The following is a 20,297-nucleotide window of genomic DNA, read 5'->3' as shown; positions in this document are numbered from 1 at the left end:
ATCTATGGCATAAAAGCATTTCTAATGCCCTATCAGCATATTTGCTTTTGCTGTTATCTATCTCTATTTTTAACTTTCAATGCTGTAAAACTTATCACTCCTATCAAATCTGTAAAATTTGCAAGATTCTACTTTAAACATGCGGCTGGAGTTTGTAAAAGGTGTTGGCCCAAATAGAGGCGAGACCTTAAAAAAAGAGCTGGGTCTTGTTACAGTAGGCGATTTACTTACCTATTATCCGTTTAGGTACATAGATAGAACCAAGTTTTATAAAATCAATACATTAACTCCCGAAACCCAATATGTTCAAATTATTGGGCGGATAATAAGCAAAAACATTCTTGGAGAAAAAAGAACTAAACGTTTGGTTGTTGCTTTTAAAGATGATACTGGCCTAATAGAGCTTGTTTGGTTTCAGAGCATAAATTGGGTAAGTGATCAGTTGGTAGTCGGCAACGCTTACATCGCCTTTGGCAAACCAACTATTTTTAACGGCTCGTTTAGTTTCTCGCATCCAGAAATAGAACCTTACCAAAGCGCTAAACAAAGTAGGGGAAATTTAACCTTACAACCTGTTTATGGCTCAACAGAAAAACTCAAGAAATTTAACCTAGACAGCAAAGGACTACAGCGTTTAACGGTTTCTGTATTAGATCAAGCTTTGGCCCAAGTGGAGGAAAACCTTCCGCAGCTAATACTTGAAAAATACAGTCTTCCGGATAGAAGATCTGCACTCTTGAATATCCATTTTCCAAAAGACGAAACTGTTTTAAATTCAGCAACGAGACGAATTAAATTCGAGGAACTATTTTTTATCCAGTTACAACTGCTTAATGCTAAAAAACTGCGACAACAAAAATTTAAGGGTGCATTATTTGCAAAAGTTGGGGAGAAGGTAAATAAGTTTTATACGGAATATTTGCCGTTTGATCTTACCAATGCCCAAAAAAGGGTGATTAAAGAAATACGTAACGACACCCAAACGGGCGCTCAGATGAATAGGCTCATACAAGGCGATGTCGGCAGCGGAAAAACAGTAGTTGCCTTAATGAGCATGCTCCTAGCCATCGATAACGGCTGCCAAGCATGTATGATGGCGCCAACAGAAATTTTAGCAAGGCAACACTATGCATCGATTTGCGAGCTAATTGGTAACGAGCTGATAACAGTTTCTATTTTAACCGGTAGCACCAAGAAAAAAGATAGAATCTTGTTACACCAGCAATTAGAGGAGGGGGCTATAGATATTTTAATTGGGACACACGCATTAATAGAGCCCAAGGTTATCTTTAAAAACTTGGGGCTAGTGGTTATAGACGAGCAACATAGGTTCGGCGTAGAGCAGCGAGCAAAGCTCTGGAGAAAAAATTTTATTCCTCCACACATTCTTGTTATGACGGCAACGCCAATACCACGTACGCTCGCCATGACGCTTTATGGAGATTTGGATGTCTCTATGATAGACGAACTTCCGGCCGGCCGAAAGCCTATTGAAACGCTACACCTGTACGAGAGCCAAAGACTGAGAATGTTTGGACTTATAAAACAAGAGATTGCAAAGGGCAGACAGGTTTATGTGGTATACCCGCTTATTAAGGAAAGTGAAACACTCGACTTAAAGTTTCTAGAAGCGGGAGTAGAATTACTAGGTTTCGAATTTAAACGCCCCGATTACCAAATTAGCATTGTACACGGCCAAATGCCAAATGCAGATAAACAATTTGAGATGCAAGAGTTTGTAGAAGGCAAACGCAACATTATGGTGGCCACTACTGTGATTGAAGTTGGCGTTAACGTTCCGAATGCATCTGTTATGGTTATAGAAAATGCAGAGCGCTTTGGGCTTTCTCAACTGCACCAGTTGCGTGGACGAGTAGGTAGGGGAGCGGAACATTCTTTTTGCATTTTAATGAGTGGCGACAAGCTTAGTAAAGAAGCTAGATTGCGGTTGGATACGATGGTAAAAACGAACAACGGTTTCGAAATTAGCGAGATCGATTTGCAACTGCGGGGTCCGGGAGACATAACCGGAACCCAACAAAGTGGCGTTTTGAATTTAAAGTTAGCCGACTTAACCAAAGATCAAAATATTTTGATAGAAGCCCGAAAAACAGTTTTAGAGCTATTTGAAAACGACCCCACATTAGAGAAGCCAGAAAACATCTTGTTAAAAACATTTCTACAGCAAAAATCTCAGGGAATTTCTATGGATAAGATTAGCTAGCCTTAAACAAAATCTCTTATCTGAAATGACTATTCGAAACCTGCGTAAAAAAACCTTGTGTTAGCTTATTACAATTATATTGGTTGAATATAATCGGAAAATCTAAGCAGAAACTTTAAGGATGGAAAATAAATACCAAATACAAAGGCTAGAATTACAATTGTATCTGTTGAAGGTATTAGAAAAACAGAAAACCCACCAGTAATTGAAAAACGGAGAAACCGATAAAAATCGAGGAACGTCTTTGACTTTATAAGTTGTGATTCATTAATCTTATAACGGTCTGCTCCACAATTTTTTAGACCACATATTAACTTTAAAAAAGAGAAGATCACTATGGTTTAAGCGGCAAACTATTAGGCTTTTTATTTCAACTTAAAACCTAGAACGCCCTACCTAGGCCTTATTTATTCCAGAGCCTTAATTCTTTTTCTGATTTCCCTTTTCAAAGGCTACTTTTGTGGCATCTAAAAAAAGCAATTGGCAAATACAAAATTTCCTGAAACAGAAAAAACAGATTCATTCGTTACCCTCAAGATAAAAGAGTTTCGTTTTTACCTGGGCATGCGTTTCTTCTTTACGTTTGCCTATCAAATGCAAGCCGTTATTATCGGTTTTCACATCTACAAAATTACCAATGATCCACTTTCGCTTGGCTTGGTAGGTTTATGTGAGGCAATTCCGGCAATCGGTATCGCTCTATATGGTGGCTACGTGGCAGACAAAACCGAAAAGCGAGGACTTCTTATAAAGGTTTTTTGTGGCGTATTTCTGTGTTCGTTAGTTATGCTTCTCGCCACCTCTAATTACATGCATCAATACATACTAGGAAGCTATGTGGTACCCATTATGTATACGATGGTTTTTGGCATTGGCATTGCCAGAGGTTTTTTCTCTCCGGCCACTTTTTCCATCATGGCACAGATTGTACCGAGAGAGCTTTACCCAAATGCCACCACGTGGAACAGCTCTAGTTGGCAGTTCGCATCCATCATCGGTCCTGCCGTTGGCGGATTAATTTACGGCTTCTACGGCATTACGACAACCTATTTTGTCATCATTTTCTTCATCGCCGTTGCATTGGGATGCATTTTTTTCCTAAAAAAACACGAGCCAAGATTTATTCCTACAACCAACATTATGGACAGCCTATCTGAAGGAATAAAATTTGTTTTCAAAACCCGAATGATGGTTTGGGCAATGAGTTTAGACCTGTTTTCGGTTTTTTTTGGTGGCGCAGTAGCGCTTTTACCCGTATTTGCCCATGACATTTTGAAAGTGGGTGCTGAAGGTTTAGGATATATGCGCGCAGCCTCTTCGGCAGGAGCAGTAATTACCATGTTAGTTATGACGCGTTATTCGCCCATGAACAAACCTTGGCGAAATTTACTTATTGCCGTAACCGGTTTTGGAACGAGCATTATTTGCTACGGCCTTTCCAAAAACTATTACCTCACGTTATGCCTATTGTTTATGGAAGGATCTTTTGACAGCATAAGTGTAATCATCCGTTCTACCATTATGCAACTTCTTACGCCAGATGAGATGCGCGGACGAGTGTCTGCCGTTAACAGCATGTTTATAGGCTCTAGCAACGAGATTGGAGCATTCGAATCTGGCTTAACAGCGAAACTAATGCGCACCGTGCCAGCAGTAGTTTTTGGCGGAAGCATGACGATTGCTATTGCGGGCGTTACTTGGTTTAAAACAAAAAAGATGCTAAAGTTAAATTTAGAAGATATTAATACGCAGAAAGCTTAAAGCGAAAAGTTGAAAGACTAAAGCGAAAAAATGAGTGATACTTAATACGTTTTAAGTAAAAATTACACGCCAAATACCGTAGCCGACCGTTCTTTGTATAGCGGGAAACTGATTGTCCCGCGTTCGGGAAAAGTAGTTTAATCAATCATCAACAATTAACAATCACTTCCTCCCCAAAATCCAATACATGATTGAGCCAATAAAAGGAGCAAAAATAATAATTGCGTACCAAAGTAATTTCTGTGGCATGGGTTTATTAGTTTTAGAATTGTGGTAAATGGCGCTTATAATTAAGGCCAGATATAGAATAATCCCGACAAGGACGAATAGACTAATTTGGTTGCTTTGCATATCTGTTCTGTGTTTGGTTGAAGTTTGCTAATATTCAACAACGCGCTCGCCAATTTGTTGTCTCCACATGGCTTGATATAACCCTTTTTGCTCTATCAATTCCTCATGTGTGCCATTCTCTATAATTTGCCCTTTCTCTAACACATAGATTTTATCTGCATGTTTAATTGTAGAAAGTCGGTGGGCTATAATAATGGTTATGTGGGATGTGGCAGTTGATACTTGCTTTATGGTATTGGTAATTTCTTCTTCTGTTATTGAGTCCAGGGAAGAGGTGGCTTCATCAAAAACCAAAATATCTGGCTGGCGCAGCAATGCACGCGCAATAGAAAGCCGTTGTTTCTCCCCTCCCGAAACCTTTACCCCGCCTTCGCCAATTACAGAATCTAAACCATTGTCTGCCCTAGCAAGCAAGGTGTAGCAGGCTGCTTGCTTTAACACCTTATAGCATTCCTCATCTGTAGCCGAAGGCTTTACAAACAATAAATTTTCTCTTATTGTGCCAGAGAACAATTGCGTGTCTTGCGTTACAAAGCCTATTTTTTCGCGCAAAGCATCTAAATCTATTTTATTGCTGGGAATGCCATTATATAAAACTTCTCCTTCTTGAGGATGGTAAAGGCCAACCAAAAGTTTAACCAAAGTAGATTTTCCGGCACCAGAAGGGCCAACAAAAGCGATGGTTTGTCCACTACTCGCTTCGAAAAAAATGTTGGTTAAGGCGTTTGTTTTTGCCGTTTGATGCTTGAAGCTAATCTCTTTAAAAGTTAGGCTTGTTAACTTCTCAATTGAAATTGGATCCTTAGGCTTCTCATCTATCGGTCGGCTTAAGATATTTTTAAAATTGTTTAAAGATACGTCGGCCTCTCTCCAAGTAAGCATAATGTTGCCAAGTTCTTGCAATGGGCCAAAAAGGAAAAACGAATAAAACAAGAAAGAAAAATATTGGCCTGCAGAAATGGTGTTCTCAAAAATTAACAAAAGCAAAACAAGCACCATTGTGCTACGCACTAAGTTTACCGTTGTTCCCTGTAAAAAACTCATGCTGCGCACATACTTTACCTTGCGCAGCTCTAAGCCCAAAATTTTATATGTCGTTTTGTTTAAACGCTCTATCTCCTGATCGGCAAGACCAAGGCTCTTTACCAATTCTATATTTCTTAATGATTCGGTAGTAGAGCCCGCCAACGCTGTGGTTTCTCCGACGATCGATTTCTGTATTGTCTTAATTTTTCTGCTTAAAAACCAACTTACAAAACTTATAATAGGCAATGCGGCGAAGTAAACAAGTGTAACCTTATAGCTAATAGAAAAAGAATAGACGATCACAAAAATCATCCCAATCAAGCTGGTAAATAAAACGCTTATAAAAGACGTAATAAACTTTTCGCAATCGATGCGTACTTTTTGCAAAATGCCAAGTGTTTCTCCGCTGCGTTGGTCTTCGAACACTTGATAGGGAAGTTTCAACGAATGCTTCAATCCATCTGCATACATTTCTGCACCAACTTTCTGCACAATTACGTTGGTATAATAGTCTTGAAAATTTTTAGCTATCCGAGAAATCATAGCAGCTCCAACTCCCAATCCTACCAAACCAAGTGCCCCCCATAAAAATTGACTATGACTTAACGCATCTTTCTTGTTGATGTATTTGTCTAAAATTCTGCCGGTTATGTATGGGTCTAATAATGAAAAACCAATATTTACAGCAGCAAGTATCAATGCCAATACAACAACCCAAGTGTGTTTCCTTAGATAATTTACAAGAACCTTCATTCAGTTTTTTTGATCGGCAAAAATAAACAAAGGGAATGATTAAAATCATTCCCTTTGTTATTATGACGGTTAGCTTGCGTTACGATAGGCAAGTAAAAATTATTGGCCGTTTAATATCTTCGCTGCATCTTTAAATAATTCAGCTTGCTTATTTAAACTGGCTTTTATAGCGCCTGTTATTGCAGTAGCTTGCTTTATTTTTTCGTCTGCGGCCATTTGAGATGCTGCGCCGAGCTGTTTAGATAGGTATTGTTGGAGTTTTAGGCGTTCAATAACCTGTTCTATATCTTTCAACCCTTTCTCGGTGACAATTGGGTTGGTATTATTTTTTAGGTATTGAAAATATTGTCCGATTGACCCAAACACTTCGCCTCTGTTTCCAGTAGCCATTATATTGCCAAAGAAGGGTTGGTATTCATCGGAACCGTCTGCGGCATACAAACCTGCAATAGCACCAGCAATATGCTTTTTGGTACCTGCATCTAAAGCGGCTAAAGCGCTTGTTCCTTCTTTCGGGGCAAGCGTTGCCAAACCTGTAACCGACGCAGCAATAACCTTGTAAGATCTTTCCTTAATCCCGTCTAACATCAAGCCCTTATATTGAATATCGCCCGTAGATGCTAGTTTTGTGATAGCTGCTCCGCGAACACCTGTATCTTTATCGCCTTTGGCCAATTGCAACAAGATTGAGAGAGCAGCCGCTTTGATTTGAGCATCTGCAAGATCTAAACCTTGCACGCTAAGTGCCCTCAAACTGGCAGACTGGTCTTTCAATCCTGCCAAAAGCAGTTTTTCCGCTTCCGCTGATTTATCCTTTGCCGCAAACTGCAAGGCCTCTATTCTATTCTTATAACTTGGCGCATGTTGATATTGATAAGCGTATTCTGCTAAAGTTTTATTGTCTTCTATCTCGCCCACCAAAATCTTGTCGGCGTCTAGGTCAACAAATTCTGGTTTGCTCGCTACATCAAACGTAAAAGTCTGATCTCTGTCTTTAATTAAAATATTTTTTCTAATCTTCTTTCCGCCAGCATAAATAACAACTTTTAAAGGCAATAAAAATGTTTGCACGCTGCTATCTTGCACTTGTTTTACGTTCATGGTTTCCTTCCCATCGGCATAACTAAAATTTACCTTCAAAATTGGGTGACCGCCATTGTAATACCATTGGGTAAAATAAGGGCTCCAATCTTTTCCTGTAACAGCCTCCATGGCCAAGCGCAGTTGATGCGTTTCGCCATTTTTAAAAGCGTTATCGGTTAAATATTTTTTTAGCGAGGCATAAAACGCAGCATCACCCATCTGGTTTTTAAGTGCGTATAAAATTAGCGAACCTTTGGGATAACTTACATTGTCAAAAACATCTTCTTTGTTATCATAATAAAACCTAGCTAAAATTGGGCTCTCGCCATTTTTTGTAGTTCGTAGGTACGATTCTAATTTATCATACCTTGTTTTCTCCTCGGCATCCTTACCGCCGTCGTGTCCGCTCCAAATAATCTCGCCAAAAGTGGCAAAAGACTCATTCATGGTAATATTGCTCCAACTTTCTGCGGTAACATAATCGCCAAACCACTGATGAAAAAGTTCGTGCGCAATGGTACTTTCCTGATTGCCATCTAATAGTTCCCTATCTGTTTTTTGTACTTGTTCTCCATGCAAAGTTGCCGTGGTATTTTCCATGGCGCCAGAAACATAATCTCGCACTACAATTTGAGAATATTTGTTCCAAGGATAATCTACTCCAAGCGTGGTGCTGTAAAACTTGATCATCTCTGGGGTTTTTCCAAAAATCTGTTTTGCATAGGGCGCATATTTCGGCTCTAAATAATAGTTTACTTCTTTGTTTTTATATTTGTCTTTTGTAATCTTAAAATCGCCAACAGCCATCATAAATAAATACGTAGACTGCGGCAAATCCATGCGCCAAGTATCAGTTCTAGTGCCGTTCTTATTCACTTTTTTACTTACCAACTTACCATTGCTCAAAGTAGTATACTTATTAAGTACCGTCATGCTAATTTCGTCAGTAGTCTTTTGGTCTGGCTTGTCGATGGTAGGAAACCATGCAGAGTTAGATTCAGTTTCACCTTGTGTCCAAATTTGAGTTGGCTTATTCTTCTCTGTACCATCTGGATTGATAAAATACAAGCCTTTTGCATCTGTAATGGCGGCGCTTCCTTTAACCTTTAGTTCATCGGGCTTGGCAGTATAAGAAATAAAAATAGTGTATTTTTCATTCTTTTGATACGTCTTGTTTAACTTAATTGCTAACTTCTCTCCATTGTAATCATACTCTAACTTGGTTATTCCCTTTGCACCAATCAACGAAACATTTTTAATGTCCATACCTTGTGCGTCTAAGGTTATAGAATCAGTTGGATAAAAGTAGGGTTTAGCCGTTAACCATTCTTTACCATAGAGGTATCGCTTTGCGTAATCGAAAGAAACAGCTAACTTGGTGTGTACCAACTCATTTATTTTTGTTGCCGTGACACGATATTCGGCACGATTAAAATCGATATTGTAAGGTTGCTTTTGAGCGTAGCTTGGTTGCACAAAAGTGAACGCAATAGCCAGAACGGCGAACAGAAAAAGTCTACTTTTCATTGGTTTTTTTTGAAATTAGTTTAATTGTCTCGAGATATCGATGCTATAATCGTTGAATTACAAACAAATGTAAACTCTTTGATTATATTTTGGGTTTTTTTTATGTAAATTGATGGTTATGAAAGCGACGATAGCATCCATTTTAAAAGAGTTAGGTATAGAGACACAAAACGCTGCTTTTTCTACCGGCAGAAATTGGGACGCAAGCGATCAAAGCAAAGTTTTCGAAAGCTTCTCTCCAGTAGATGGAACATCTATAGCATCTGCAAAACTGGCAGCAGCAGCCGATTTTGAAACAGTGGCAACAGCAGCCGAAAAAGCATTTAAACGATGGCGCACCGTACCTGCTCCAAAACGCGGCGATGTGGTTAGGCAGTTTGGAGATGCTTTACGTACGCAAAAGAAAAACTTGGGCACTTTGGTAAGCTACGAAATGGGCAAAAGCCTGCAAGAAGGATTGGGAGAAGTGCAAGAAATGATAGACATTTGCGATTTTGCACTCGGCTTATCGAGACAACTATACGGCCTTACCATGCACAGCGAACGGCCACAGCACAGAATGTACGAGCAATGGCAGCCACTTGGCATTGTCGGAATTATTTCTGCCTTTAATTTCCCGGTAGCGGTATGGGCTTGGAATGCTGCCTTAGCTTTAGTTTGCGGAAATGTGTGTATTTGGAAACCTTCAGAAAAAACTCCGCTTACAGCTGTTGCTTGTCAGCATATTTTAGCTAAAATCTTAAAAGAAAACGAGTTTCCAGAGGGCATTAGTAACCTAATTTTAGGCGATAAGGCAATTGGCGAACAAATGGCAGGAGATAAGCGGATTGCGTTAATCTCTGCAACGGGCTCTACCAAAATGGGTAAAGAGGTTGCAAAAACGGTAGCCGAGCGATTAGGAAAAAGCCTATTAGAATTGGGCGGAAACAACGCGATGATTATTTCGCAACACGCCGATTTGGACATGAGCTTAATTGCCGCAGTTTTTGGCGCAGTTGGCACGGCAGGCCAAAGGTGCACTTCTACCAGACGACTCATTATCCACGAAAGCATTTATGATAATTTTAAAGAGAGACTTATTAATGCCTATAAGCAATTGCGCATCGGAAACCCATTAGATGAAAACAACCATGTAGGTCCACTAATTGATAAAGCCGCTGTAGAAAGTTACAAGAGTTCAATCGAAAAATGTAAAGCCGAAGGCGGTACATTTGTGGTTGAGGGAGGCGTTTTAAATGGCGATGAATACGGCAGCGGTTGCTATGTAAAACCTTGCATTGCCGAGGTTAAAAACCATTTTGCCATTGTACAACACGAAACCTTTGCGCCGATTTTGTACCTAATTAAGTATAAGGCGTTAGACGAGGCAATAGAGTTGCAAAATGCTGTTCCGCAAGGACTCTCCTCGACCATTATGACGTTAAATCTTCGCGAAGCAGAACAATTTTTATCTGTTAATGGATCTGATTGTGGCATTGCAAATGTAAATATCGGCACCTCTGGTGCAGAAATTGGTGGTGCGTTTGGTGGCGAAAAAGAAACTGGCGGTGGCAGAGAAAGTGGTTCTGATGCTTGGAAAGCGTATATGCGCAGGCAAACAAATACAATAAATTATGCAGACCATCTTCCATTGGCTCAAGGAATTAAGTTTGACTTATGATAAAAGCCTATTTTGTAAAAACTTTAGCGTGCATAGGGCATTAAACCTATGCACGCTTTTTTCTACCTTTGCCAAATGGTAGAAATCGTTTTACGTAAAGGCAAAGAAAAAGCTCCACTTCAAAGACATCCCTGGGTATTTTCTGGCGCGTTAGACAAACTTAAAGGTAAGCCAAACGATGGAGAGGTGGTAAAAGTTTTTGCTTCGGACGGCGAGTTTTTGGCTTATGGGCATTTCAATAGCAAATCTAGGGTGGCCGTAAGGTTGTTAGATTGGAATGAGGATGCCATTATCAACACTAACTGGTATGAAGCACGTTTAATACAAGCCATTGCTCTACGAGCAACTATTTTAACTACCCAAACCGATACCTGTAGGTTGGTCTTTAGCGAAGCCGATTTTATCCCCGGATTAATTGTTGATAAATATGCCGATTTCTTATCTGTGCAAATTCTTAGCGCCGGAATCAATTCTGTAAAAGACAACATTCTCCATTTACTGCAAAAACACTTAAACCCAAAAGGAATTTTTGACAAAAGCGATGCCACGGCAAGAACACATGAAGGCTTGACAACCGCCAGCGAACTGTTGTTTGGAGAGCAGCCACCAGAATTTTTGGCCGTAAAAGAAAATGGAATTAACTACCACATTAATATTTCTGAAGGACAAAAATCTGGCTTTTACTGCGACCAACGAGAGAACCGCGCCATCTTATCTAGCTTTGCGAAAGGGAAAAAGATGTTAGATTGTTTTAGCTACAGCGGTGGTTTTAGTTTAAATGCCCTTGCCAATGGAGCCAGTCAAGTTACAAGTGTAGACAGTTCTGCCTTGGCGCTCAATACGCTAGAACAGAATATCCACTTAAACAATTTCGATAAAACAAAATTAAACGTTATTCAATCTGATGTGAATAAACAACTCCGCGCATTTAAAGAAACGGGCGAGCTTTTCGACATTGTGGTATTGGATCCGCCAAAGTATGCGCCATCTAGGTCTGCTTTAGATAGGGCAGCACGCGCTTATAAAGATTTAAATAGATTGGGTATGTTGCTATTAGAAAAAGGCGGTTTGCTGGCTACTTTTTCTTGTTCTGGTGCGGTAGATATGGAAACCTTTAAGCAAATTATAGCTTGGGCTGCATTAGACGCTGGAAAAGAGGTGCAAATTATTAGGCAGTTTTCGCAACCAGAAGATCATCCGATAAGGATTTCTTTTCCAGAAGGGGAATATTTAAAAGGATTGTTGTTAAAGGTGCTTTAAGTATCTTTTATAGCCTTTTTTTGGGCGCTTTTAACATCCCGCACATGCGGGACTAAATCTTTTCTTCGCCGAAAAGGCTAGAAAAGGGTATCGCTTCAATCGTTAGCGCAATTGTACCTGTCTAATTTTTTCTCGGCTAATCAAAATCATCTACCAAAAATACAAACAGCTCTTTTGGGCCATGCGCGCCCAATACCAATGTTTTCTCTATATCGGCAGTTCTGCTCGGGCCGGTAATTACGCTTACCATTGAGGGGATTTGGTTTTCGTACTTATTCTTCAAAGCCACAAACGCATCTTTCAAATCTAACACCAATTGGCCTGTTCTGGCCACCACAATATGGTTGTGTGGGTAAATGCTAAGCCTCCGCCCGGCAGCGTTCCCGTTGCTTACCATAATGCTCCCGTTTCGTGCTATTAACGATTCACAGAGTGTTATTCCAACCTCAGCCTGCTCAAAATCTTTATCTGTTTGATAAAATGGAAACTCATATTTAGACAAGAATGCCTGTAAATCGGGCTCCCAACAATACATTTTTCGCCAGCTAAATTTATCGGCCAATTGAAGCATATTTTCTATGAATTCTATTCCATCTTCACAAAAAATAAATTTACCTGCAACAGCGGTTAATTGCTCGGCGAATAGCACCTCCAAGGCTTCGTCGTCTGGCTTGTATAAATTGCTATCCTCTAAATTAGGGTACGGGTTTTCTCGTTTTTCCAACAAGGCCTTCCTAATTTTCTTAAGCATCCTTTCTTTAGAAGTGGTAATGTTGTTCATGGTAAAAAAATAAAAACCCTAAGCCAGAAAGCTTAGGGTTTAAAACTTATACATTATCGTATCAATTTACAATTTTGCATCGAATACTATTTAGTTTCTGTTGCGTTGTTAACATCTGCAACATCTTTGTTTATATCTGTGTCAGAAACACCATCGTGAACTAGACCTTCTGCGGCTGGGGTTTGATCGCCCGTGCCGTTAACAAACTCATCATAGGCTGTACGATTATCGAACGGGCGTTTGCCTAAAATTTCTTCCAAATCTGCCTGAAACAAAATTTCCTTTTCCAACAACTTTTGAGCTAACTTTTCTAAGCCTTCTTGCTTATCGGTAAGCAATTGTTTCGTCTTTATATAAACATCGCCAATTAAACTACGCACTTCAACGTCAATCATTTCAGACGTTTTTTCTGAATAAGGCTTATTGAAATTATATTCGTTCTGTGGATCGTGAAATGATACATTTCCGATTTTCTCGTTCATGCCATAAATGGTAACCATAGCGTAGGCCAATTTGGTAATCCTTTCCAAATCGTTCTGTGCACCGGTAGAGATTTTACCAAAAGTAATGTCTTCTGCAACACGACCGCCCAGTGTCATACACATCCCATCTAACAATTGCTCTGTGGTGTAAAGAAACTGCTCTTTTGGCAGGTATTGGGCATAGCCCAGCGCTGCAATACCACGTGGAACAATTGATACCTTTACCAATGGGTCTGCGTGTTCTAAGAACCAGCCAGCAATGGCGTGGCCTGCCTCGTGATAAGCAACTATACGCTTCTCTTCTGGCGAGATAATTTTATTCTTTTTCTCTAAACCGCCAATAACCCTGTCAACTGCATCTTGAAAATCTTGCATATCAACTGAAGTTTTATTTCTGCGAGCCGCAATTAGCGCCGCTTCATTACATACGTTGGCTATCTCTGCGCCTGCAAAGCCTGGGGTTTGAGCCGAAAGTTTTTTGGCGTCGACTTCCTCACTTGTTTTTATCGGTTTTAAATGCACTTTAAATATGTGCTCTCTTCCAACCAAATCTGGCTTATCGATAGAAATCTGCCTGTCGAACCTACCAGGCCTCAACAAAGCAGAATCAAGTACATCTGGTCTGTTTGTTGCCGCCAAAATGATAATTCCAGAATCGGTACCGAAACCATCCATCTCTACCAGCAGCTGGTTCAATGTATTTTCTCTTTCATCGTTTCCGCCCATTACACCGTTTTTACCACGGGCTCTACCGATTGCATCTACCTCATCAATAAAAATGATACAAGGCGCTTTATCTTTTGCCTGTTTGAACAAATCGCGTACACGCGAAGCTCCGACTCCAACAAACATCTCTACAAAATCGGATCCTGATAGAGAGAAGAAAGGAACTTGCGCCTCGCCAGCTACCGCTTTTGCCAATAAGGTTTTTCCCGTTCCGGGAGCCCCGACTAAAAGTGCTCCTTTAGGAATTTTACCCCCCAAATTGGTATATTTTGAAGGATTTTTTAAGAAATCTACAATTTCCATAACCTCTTGCTTGGCTTCTTCCAGTCCTGCAACGTCGTTAAAAGTGGTGTTTACCTGACTTTCCTTATCGAACAGGGTGGCTTTAGATTTGCCAATGCTAAAAATCTGTCCACCGCCGCCACCGCCGCCTCCCATTTTGCGCATAATGAATACCCAAAAAGCAATCAAAAGCAAAACAGGAACAATGATGGTAAGAAACCAACTTGCTAAAGGATTATTTTTAGTTGTTATCTCTGCAGATACACGAGGCTGATCTGCAGCAAGATCTTTTTGCGAATCTGCCAATTGTTTTACCAACAGATCCATGGAGCCTGCGTTAAAATATACGGTTGGTCCAGAAGCAGCGCCACCAAAATTACTATTAGTTTGATATTGCTTATACTCTTCTTTACTTAATTTATCTTTTTTAATGTAAACCTCGGCTTTCACTAAATCGTCTGCTTTGTAGGCAACAACCTTTTGCACATCGCCCTGAAGCAGCATCTTTTGCTCGAAGGTTTGATAAGTTACTTCCTTACTATTATCACCCGATAGCAGAAACTGTCCACCTATAATGGCTATGATGATAGCCGCATAAACCCAAAATATGTTAAATTTTGGTCCTTTCTGTGGTTTCTTAGGAATATTTGGAATCCGAATGCCGGGCTTTTTTTTCTCCACTACTTTTTTATTATCGCTCATTTGAATATCAATGTTAAATTAGGAATTATGCACTTTTAAAATTTGTACTTTCTGCATCACCCCAAAGCTCTTCTATGCCATAAAATTGGCGCTTCTCCGTTTTAAATATATGAATTACTACGTCAAAATAATCTAATATAATCCAATCTGCATTTTCAAACCCCTCTTTATGCCTTGGATCTACTTGATTTTTTTTGTAAATCTGCTCCTCCACACTGTCGGCGATCGCCTTTACTTGAGTGCCGGAATTGGCGCTGCAAACAATAAAAAAATCTGCTACTGATGAATGGATATTTCTTAAATCTAAGCGCACAATATCTTCGCCCTTTTTCTCTTGAATGCCTTCTACGGCCAATTCAGAAAGATATGTAGAAAGGGTTATAATTTTCTTTTTTACCATTAAAATGATTTAATTTTGGTTCACTAATCTCGTTATTATAAACAATTGCAAAATAACACTTTTTCTACATTATTTATCGGTCAGAAACTTATCAAATTAATTGAAGTAGATTCTACCAACACTTATTTAAAGCGTTTACTGTCAAATTCCGAGCCATTGGCAGAGGGAACTGTAATAATGGCAGCACACCAAACTGCCGGGCGAGGCCAACAAGGGGCAAACTGGGAAAGCGAACAGGGCAAAAACATCATATTGAGTGTTTATTTAGCACCAAGGGCTGTTCCTCTAGACAAGCAGTTCTTTTTGAATATGGCCATTGCATTGGCCGTAACACATGCTTTGCAACAATTTATTAAAGAAGACATCAAGGTTAAATGGCCCAATGATATTTATTGGCAAAATAAGAAGTTAGGAGGCATACTGATAGAGAATACGTTGGCAGGAACATGCATTAAATCATCCATAATTGGCATTGGTATTAATGTCAATCAACGTAGTTTTAGCCATTCCATTTCTTCCAAAACAATTTCTGCAGCAAATATTTTAGGAGAAGACCTCAATATAGATGCCGTTGTCGAACAGCTTTGTATTTTCTTAGAAAAATATTACTTATTGCTCCTTGCTAAAAAGTACGATATTTTACACAAATATTACTCGGAAAGCCTGTATCTTAGAGGAGAATTGTCTCTTTTTGAGGAAAACGGAAAGGTTTTTGAAGGTAAGATAACCAATGTAGATGAATCTGGATTTTTACTTATGGATGCAAAAAGTCTACATAGAAAATTTAATTTTAAGGAAGTACAATTTCTACACACACACACAAGATAAAACCAACATGAAAAAACTATCGCTAATGCTTGCAGCGTCCTTGTTTATAGGTTCTGCCGCATTTTCACAAATTGCTAAACCTGTTACATGGAGCTATGCTGCTAAAAAAACAGGAAAGAATGAAGCTACCGTATATGTGAAAGCTAAAATAGATAACTCGTGGCACATGTATAGCCAAAATGTTAAAGACGGCGGTCCGGTTAAAACAACCTTTACTTTCGCTCCATCTAAAGACTATAGCGTTGTAGGCAAAACTTTAGAGCCAAAGGCAGTTGTAAAATACGAACCAACATTTAAAATGAATGTGAGTTATTTCGAAAATCAGGTAGTATTCCAACAAAAAGTTAAACTCAACAAAGCTGCAACGGTTGTTAAGGGAAAAGTAGAATTTATGGTGTGCAACGATAGAGAATGCTTACCGCCAGAAGAGATTGAATTCTCCGTTCCAGTAAAATAAAATTGTAAAAATTCAAAATAAGTTTACAGCCACGGATTCTCTGTGGCTGTTTCTTTATTAAGTAAAATTTAAGGCTAGACCGCCCATCCGGAGGCTGCTTTATAAAATTATACGTATTTTCACGCCCTCAAAACCACCACAGCATGAAGAGATTTATTGTTGCATTACTAATGTGCTTTTTAGCAACAATGGCCTTGCCGAAAAAAAGCAACGCGGTCGTTTTGCAAGACACTTTGACTGTTAGTAGCGTACCAGACGACTTAGTATTTACTGAAGTTGGTACGGATGCAGATAACGCAACCGCTCAGGTAAACAAAGATTCTGCCAAAATAGACTCATCTAAAATTGCGAAGGCAATACCAGCTGCGCAAGCAAAGCAATCTTTATGGATTACTTTTGGTTTAGGTTTATTGGCGGGAATCGCGGCATTCTTTCTACCCTGCATTTTCCCAATGGTTCCATTAACCGTTGGTTTTTTTACAAAACGAGCAGAAAGTAGGGCAAAAGGGATAAGAAGTGCCATCATTTATGGCTTATCGATTATTGTAATTTATGTGGGTTTAGGCGTTATTATAACTTTAATTTGGGGAGCAAGCGCATTAAACGAGCTTTCTACCGATGGGTTTTTTAATATATTTATTTTCTTAATACTGGTAGTTTTCGGAGTTTCCTTTTTAGGCGCCTTTGAAATTACCTTACCAAGTTCTTTTGTAAACAAACTCGATTCCAAATCGGACGCAAAAGGGTTGAGTGGCATATTTTTTATGGCAGCCACACTTGCGGTAGTTTCATTCTCGTGTACCGGGCCATTAATTGGCACTTCATTGGTGGCCATAAATACGGATCTACTAACCCCAATTGTAGTAATGTTTGGCTTCTCTTTTTCTTTGGCCTTTATATTTACCATGTTTGCTATATTCCCAAGCTTAATGTCTGGCTTGCCAAAATCTGGTGGTTGGTTAAATTCCATCAAGGTATTTTTGGGTTTTTTGGAGCTAGGCCTGTCTTTAAAGTTTTTATCAAGTGCAGACTTAGCTTACCACTGGGGTATATTAGATCGAGAAATCTTTTTAGCGATATGGATTGTTTTAGCCTTTTTATTAGGCATCTACCTATTGGGTAAGATAAAATTTTCTCACGATAGTGATTTGCCTTACATCTCTATACCAAGGCTGCTTATTGCAACAACCACGTTTGTTTTTGCAATCTATTTAATACCTGGTCTTTGGGGAGCTCCATTAAAAGGTGTAAGTGGTCTTGTTCCGCCGCTTTCTACGCAAGATTTTGTTATTGGCCAAGCTGGTGATTTTGCTCAATCGCCTGCTCCAAACCACGCGAAAAGGAAATATTCAGATTTTCTGAAAATTCCACACAATATAGATGGCTTTTTTGATTACCAAGAAGCCCTAACTTATGCCAAAGAAGTTAATAAGCCTTTATTTTTGGATTTTACAGGGCATGCCTGCGTAAACTGTAGGGAGATGGAAGCAAAGGTATGGTCCGATCCAAGAGTTTTACAAAAATTAAAAAATGACTACATCGTTGTTTCGTTATATACTGATGATAAGACCGAGTTGCCAGAAACAGAGCAATACGAATCTAAAATTCTAGGCACTAGGATTAATAGTGTGGGTAAAAAATTTAAAGATTTACAAGCAACGAAATTTAACACCATTTCGCAACCTTATTATGTACTTTTGGGCATCGATGAGCGAGAATTGGTTTCTCCTCCAATAGGGGTTGAATTTAATATAGATAAATATTTACAATATCTAGACAAGGGTTTGTCAGAGTTTGCAAAAAAGAAAAATGAGTAACATTAGAAAAATTGGGGTTTTGACCTCGGGCGGTGATTCGCCGGGAATGAATGCGGCGATAAGAGCTGTAGTGCGCGCATCAATTTATTACAATATAGAAGTTACAGGTTTTATCCGTGGGTACGAGGGGCTTATAAATAATGACTTTATAGAGATGGACCGCAAATCTGTGGCGAATATTATACAGAGGGGCGGAACAATTTTAAAGACTGCTCGAAGCGAAGAATTTCTAACAGTCGAAGGCAGGAAGAAAGCGCTCGCCACTTTACAGAAAAATAAGGTGGATGCGCTTGTTGTTATAGGCGGCGACGGAACCTTTGTGGGCGCCGATCTTTTTTCAAAAGAACATGATTTTCCTGTCCTTGGTCTTCCAGGAACCATAGATAACGATCTAGTCGGCACAGATTTTACCATAGGGTATGATTCTGCCCTTAACACCGTAGTAGATGCGGTAGATAAAATTAGAGATACCGCAGAATCTCATGACAGGTTGTTTTTAGTAGAAGTGATGGGCCGGGATTCTGGACTTATAGCGCTGAGAAGCGGCATTGGTGTTGGAGCGGAAGCTATTTTGATTCCAGAAGCTAAAATGGGCGTAGAAGAACTGCTGCACAAGTTAGATAACAGCAGAAAAGACAAAGCTTCTAAAATTATTGTTGTGGCAGAGGGCGATGAGAACGGTGGAGCGGTAGGAGTAGCAGAAATACTGAAATTAAAATATCCTCAGTATGATACGAAAATTGCGATTTTGGGTCACATTCAAAGAGGAGGGAAGCCCTCTTGTATGGACCGAGTATTGGCAAGCAGACTTGGGGTTGCAGCGGTTGAAGGTTTATTAAATGGCAAAAAAACCAGTATGGTCGGTTTAGTGGACAAGACAATTACCTTTACCCCATTTGATCATGCCGTAAAACATATCGATGCAGAAACAGTAATGCCGAAATGGGTAAGATTGTTAGATATTCTTGCTTTTTAGCAAATAACATTAGCGGAAGTCCCTTATAGGCCTTCCGCTTTTTTAAAGATCTTCTATAATAACAGCTGTGCCGCTAGCGGTAACCATCAGCATGCTACCGCCATTCCCTACGGTTTCATAGTCTAAATCTACACCAACAATGGCATTTGCACCCATTGCGCTGGCATATTGTTGCATTTCGCTCACCGCAGTATCTTTACCTTCGCGCAATACCCGCTCGTAAGAACCTGATCGCCCGCCTACAATATCTCTTATTCCAGCAAATAAATCCTTAAAAATATTTGCACCGATAATGGTTTCGCCAGTTACCAAACCAATGTATTTTACTATTTTCTTTCCCTCTAATTGTGGGGTAGTGCTTACGATCATCTGTTCAATCTTTTAAGTGTTTAATGATTAAGGTCTTTTATTTTTGGACGTTGCCTAAGTCAATATGTTACACATCTAGTGCACTGCTGCTAAATTTCGCATCCGCTCTCATCACACATAGCACCGCTTTCTTTGTTAAGAGGCTTAAGGGTTTTATTTTGCTGATGTTCTTTCCATTCTTCGAAACTTTGCTTTAGCGCATCTATAAAAGATTGAACGGGTTGGGCACCAGAAATGGCATATTTTCTATCCAACACAAAAAATGGTACGCCCTGAACACCCAAATCTTGACTTTCTTTAATGTCTAACTTTACATTTTCGGCAAATTTTTCGCTTTGCAACATGTCTAAAACATCGGCTTTTTCCAGACCTAATGTTTCTCCAACCGCAACCAGTTCGTTTTTATCCGCCACATCTTTTCCATCCATAAAATAGGCTTTCAACAAAGCTTCCTTTGCGTCGCCTTGTAATTTATGGGTTGCTGCAAAATGAATGAGTCGATGTGCATCAAACGTGTTTGCTGGAATACCCCGATCAAAATTCATACTCAAACCAGCCTTGCTTGCCATCTCGGCAACTTGGCCGGTCATTTGCTTTGCATCAGCAATCGAAATTCCTTTACTATTGGCCAAATGATCGTAAATCGACTCTTTATTGGTGTTTTGATATGAAGGGTTCAATTGATAGCTTTTCCAGATAATTTCCAATTCATCCTTAAAAGGCAATGTCTTCATCGCCTTTTCCAAATGTCTTTTGCCAATGTAGCAGAACGGGCACGCTACGTCTGACCATATTTCTATCTTCATCCTCTAAAATACCCATTTTTCAGAGG

At 39.6% G+C, this 20,297-nt stretch carries 16 protein-coding genes; 8 read left to right on the top strand and 8 right to left on the bottom strand.

The window, feature by feature from the left end; all coding sequences use genetic code 11:
- The first annotated feature begins 118 nt into the window (after window positions 1-118).
- Window positions 119-2,224 (top strand): ATP-dependent DNA helicase RecG, encoded by a 2,106-nt coding sequence (gene recG, locus ABIB40_RS05215; protein WP_354356699.1) that lies wholly within the window; start codon window positions 119-121, stop codon window positions 2,222-2,224.
- A 480-nt stretch (window positions 2,225-2,704) separates the two neighbouring features.
- Window positions 2,705-3,985, top strand: coding sequence for an MFS transporter (locus tag ABIB40_RS05210; protein WP_354356698.1), 1,281 nt, complete (start codon window positions 2,705-2,707; stop codon window positions 3,983-3,985).
- Window positions 3,986-4,147: 162 nt separating this feature from the next.
- Here ABIB40_RS05210 and ABIB40_RS05205 read toward each other — a convergent pair whose 3' ends face one another.
- The 3 genes from ABIB40_RS05205 to ABIB40_RS05195 all read right to left on the bottom strand — a co-directional run bounded on the left by ABIB40_RS05205 (window position 4,148) and on the right by ABIB40_RS05195 (window position 8,725).
- Window positions 4,148-4,336, bottom strand: a complete 189-nt coding sequence (locus tag ABIB40_RS05205; protein ID WP_354356697.1) for a PLDc N-terminal domain-containing protein — start codon at window positions 4,334-4,336, stop codon at window positions 4,148-4,150.
- 27 nt (window positions 4,337-4,363) lie between these two features.
- Complete coding sequence (locus tag ABIB40_RS05200) at window positions 4,364-6,115, bottom strand: ABC transporter ATP-binding protein (protein ID WP_354356696.1); 1,752 nt, start codon at window positions 6,113-6,115, stop codon at window positions 4,364-4,366.
- A 99-nt stretch (window positions 6,116-6,214) separates the two neighbouring features.
- Window positions 6,215-8,725, bottom strand: coding sequence for a M1 family aminopeptidase (locus ABIB40_RS05195; protein WP_354356695.1), 2,511 nt, complete (start codon window positions 8,723-8,725; stop codon window positions 6,215-6,217).
- A 118-nt stretch (window positions 8,726-8,843) separates the two neighbouring features.
- On the opposite strand from ABIB40_RS05195, the gene amaB reads away from it, so the two are divergent.
- Together amaB and ABIB40_RS05185 are read left to right on the top strand one after the other, a co-directional pair.
- Window positions 8,844-10,385, top strand: coding sequence for an L-piperidine-6-carboxylate dehydrogenase (gene amaB, locus ABIB40_RS05190; protein WP_354356693.1), 1,542 nt, complete (start codon window positions 8,844-8,846; stop codon window positions 10,383-10,385).
- 75 nt (window positions 10,386-10,460) lie between these two features.
- Complete coding sequence (locus tag ABIB40_RS05185; protein ID WP_354356691.1) at window positions 10,461-11,645, top strand: class I SAM-dependent rRNA methyltransferase; 1,185 nt, start codon at window positions 10,461-10,463, stop codon at window positions 11,643-11,645.
- Between the two features lie 136 nt (window positions 11,646-11,781).
- On the opposite strand, the gene ABIB40_RS05180 is transcribed toward ABIB40_RS05185, so the two are convergent.
- The 3 genes from ABIB40_RS05180 to rsfS form a co-directional block, all read right to left on the bottom strand.
- Window positions 11,782-12,426 (bottom strand): LutC/YkgG family protein, encoded by a 645-nt coding sequence (locus tag ABIB40_RS05180; protein WP_354356689.1) that lies wholly within the window; start codon window positions 12,424-12,426, stop codon window positions 11,782-11,784.
- Between the two features lie 86 nt (window positions 12,427-12,512).
- Window positions 12,513-14,618 carry an ATP-dependent zinc metalloprotease FtsH gene (gene ftsH / locus ABIB40_RS05175; protein ID WP_354356687.1) on the bottom strand — a complete coding sequence of 702 codons (2,106 nt, stop codon included), beginning with the start codon at window positions 14,616-14,618 and terminating at the stop codon, window positions 12,513-12,515.
- Between the two features lie 25 nt (window positions 14,619-14,643).
- Window positions 14,644-15,018, bottom strand: a complete 375-nt coding sequence (gene rsfS, locus ABIB40_RS05170; protein WP_354356685.1) for a ribosome silencing factor — start codon at window positions 15,016-15,018, stop codon at window positions 14,644-14,646.
- A 45-nt stretch (window positions 15,019-15,063) separates the two neighbouring features.
- On the opposite strand from rsfS, the gene ABIB40_RS05165 reads away from it, so the two are divergent.
- The 4 genes from ABIB40_RS05165 to pfkA all read left to right on the top strand — a co-directional run bounded on the left by ABIB40_RS05165 (window position 15,064) and on the right by pfkA (window position 19,096).
- Window positions 15,064-15,846: a biotin--[acetyl-CoA-carboxylase] ligase gene (locus ABIB40_RS05165; RefSeq protein ID WP_354356683.1), complete on the top strand. Its 783-nt coding sequence runs from the start codon at window positions 15,064-15,066 to the stop codon at window positions 15,844-15,846.
- 7 nt (window positions 15,847-15,853) lie between these two features.
- On the top strand, window positions 15,854-16,303 hold the full coding sequence (locus ABIB40_RS05160) for a protein-disulfide reductase DsbD domain-containing protein (RefSeq protein ID WP_354356681.1): 450 nt from the start codon (window positions 15,854-15,856) through the stop codon (window positions 16,301-16,303).
- 143 nt (window positions 16,304-16,446) lie between these two features.
- Window positions 16,447-18,120, top strand: coding sequence for a protein-disulfide reductase DsbD family protein (locus ABIB40_RS05155; RefSeq protein ID WP_354356679.1), 1,674 nt, complete (start codon window positions 16,447-16,449; stop codon window positions 18,118-18,120).
- Window positions 18,113-19,096, top strand: a complete 984-nt coding sequence (gene pfkA / locus ABIB40_RS05150; RefSeq protein ID WP_354356677.1) for a 6-phosphofructokinase — start codon at window positions 18,113-18,115, stop codon at window positions 19,094-19,096. The genes ABIB40_RS05155 and pfkA overlap by 8 nt, the downstream gene beginning before the upstream one ends.
- A gap of 42 nt (window positions 19,097-19,138) precedes the next feature.
- Here pfkA and ABIB40_RS05145 read toward each other — a convergent pair whose 3' ends face one another.
- Complete coding sequence (locus ABIB40_RS05145) at window positions 19,139-19,465, bottom strand: heavy metal-binding domain-containing protein (protein WP_354356675.1); 327 nt, start codon at window positions 19,463-19,465, stop codon at window positions 19,139-19,141.
- A gap of 89 nt (window positions 19,466-19,554) precedes the next feature.
- The gene (locus ABIB40_RS05140; protein ID WP_354356673.1) at window positions 19,555-20,271 is read right to left on the bottom strand and encodes a DsbA family oxidoreductase; all 717 of its coding nucleotides are present in this window, start codon (window positions 20,269-20,271) and stop codon (window positions 19,555-19,557) included.
- Window positions 20,272-20,297 lie beyond the last annotated feature (26 nt).

It is taken from the genome of Pedobacter sp. UYP30, assembly GCF_040547165.1.
GTDB lineage: Bacteria > Bacteroidota > Bacteroidia > Sphingobacteriales > Sphingobacteriaceae > Pedobacter.
This window is presented reverse-complemented; position numbering and strand designations above follow the sequence as displayed.

Bases quoted from the DNA above. Each gene is read 5' to 3' on its own strand.
- ABIB40_RS05205 (WP_354356697.1), bottom strand. From the start codon at position 4,336: ATGCAAAGCAACCAAATTAGTCTATTCGTCCTTGTCGGGATTATTCTA.
- ABIB40_RS05200 (WP_354356696.1), bottom strand. From the start codon at position 6,115: ATGAAGGTTCTTGTAAATTATCTAAGGAAACACACTTGGGTTGTTGTA.
- ABIB40_RS05195 (WP_354356695.1), bottom strand. From the start codon at position 8,725: ATGAAAAGTAGACTTTTTCTGTTCGCCGTTCTGGCTATTGCGTTCACT.
- amaB (WP_354356693.1), top strand. From the start codon at position 8,844: ATGAAAGCGACGATAGCATCCATTTTAAAAGAGTTAGGTATAGAGACA.
- ABIB40_RS05185 (WP_354356691.1), top strand. From the start codon at position 10,461: ATGGTAGAAATCGTTTTACGTAAAGGCAAAGAAAAAGCTCCACTTCAA.
- ABIB40_RS05180 (WP_354356689.1), bottom strand. From the start codon at position 12,426: ATGAACAACATTACCACTTCTAAAGAAAGGATGCTTAAGAAAATTAGG.
- ftsH (WP_354356687.1), bottom strand. From the start codon at position 14,618: ATGAGCGATAATAAAAAAGTAGTGGAGAAAAAAAAGCCCGGCATTCGG.
- rsfS (WP_354356685.1), bottom strand. From the start codon at position 15,018: ATGGTAAAAAAGAAAATTATAACCCTTTCTACATATCTTTCTGAATTG.
- ABIB40_RS05160 (WP_354356681.1), top strand. From the start codon at position 15,854: ATGAAAAAACTATCGCTAATGCTTGCAGCGTCCTTGTTTATAGGTTCT.
- ABIB40_RS05155 (WP_354356679.1), top strand. From the start codon at position 16,447: ATGAAGAGATTTATTGTTGCATTACTAATGTGCTTTTTAGCAACAATG.
- pfkA (WP_354356677.1), top strand. From the start codon at position 18,113: ATGAGTAACATTAGAAAAATTGGGGTTTTGACCTCGGGCGGTGATTCG.
- ABIB40_RS05145 (WP_354356675.1), bottom strand. From the start codon at position 19,465: ATGATCGTAAGCACTACCCCACAATTAGAGGGAAAGAAAATAGTAAAA.
- ABIB40_RS05140 (WP_354356673.1), bottom strand. From the start codon at position 20,271: ATGAAGATAGAAATATGGTCAGACGTAGCGTGCCCGTTCTGCTACATT.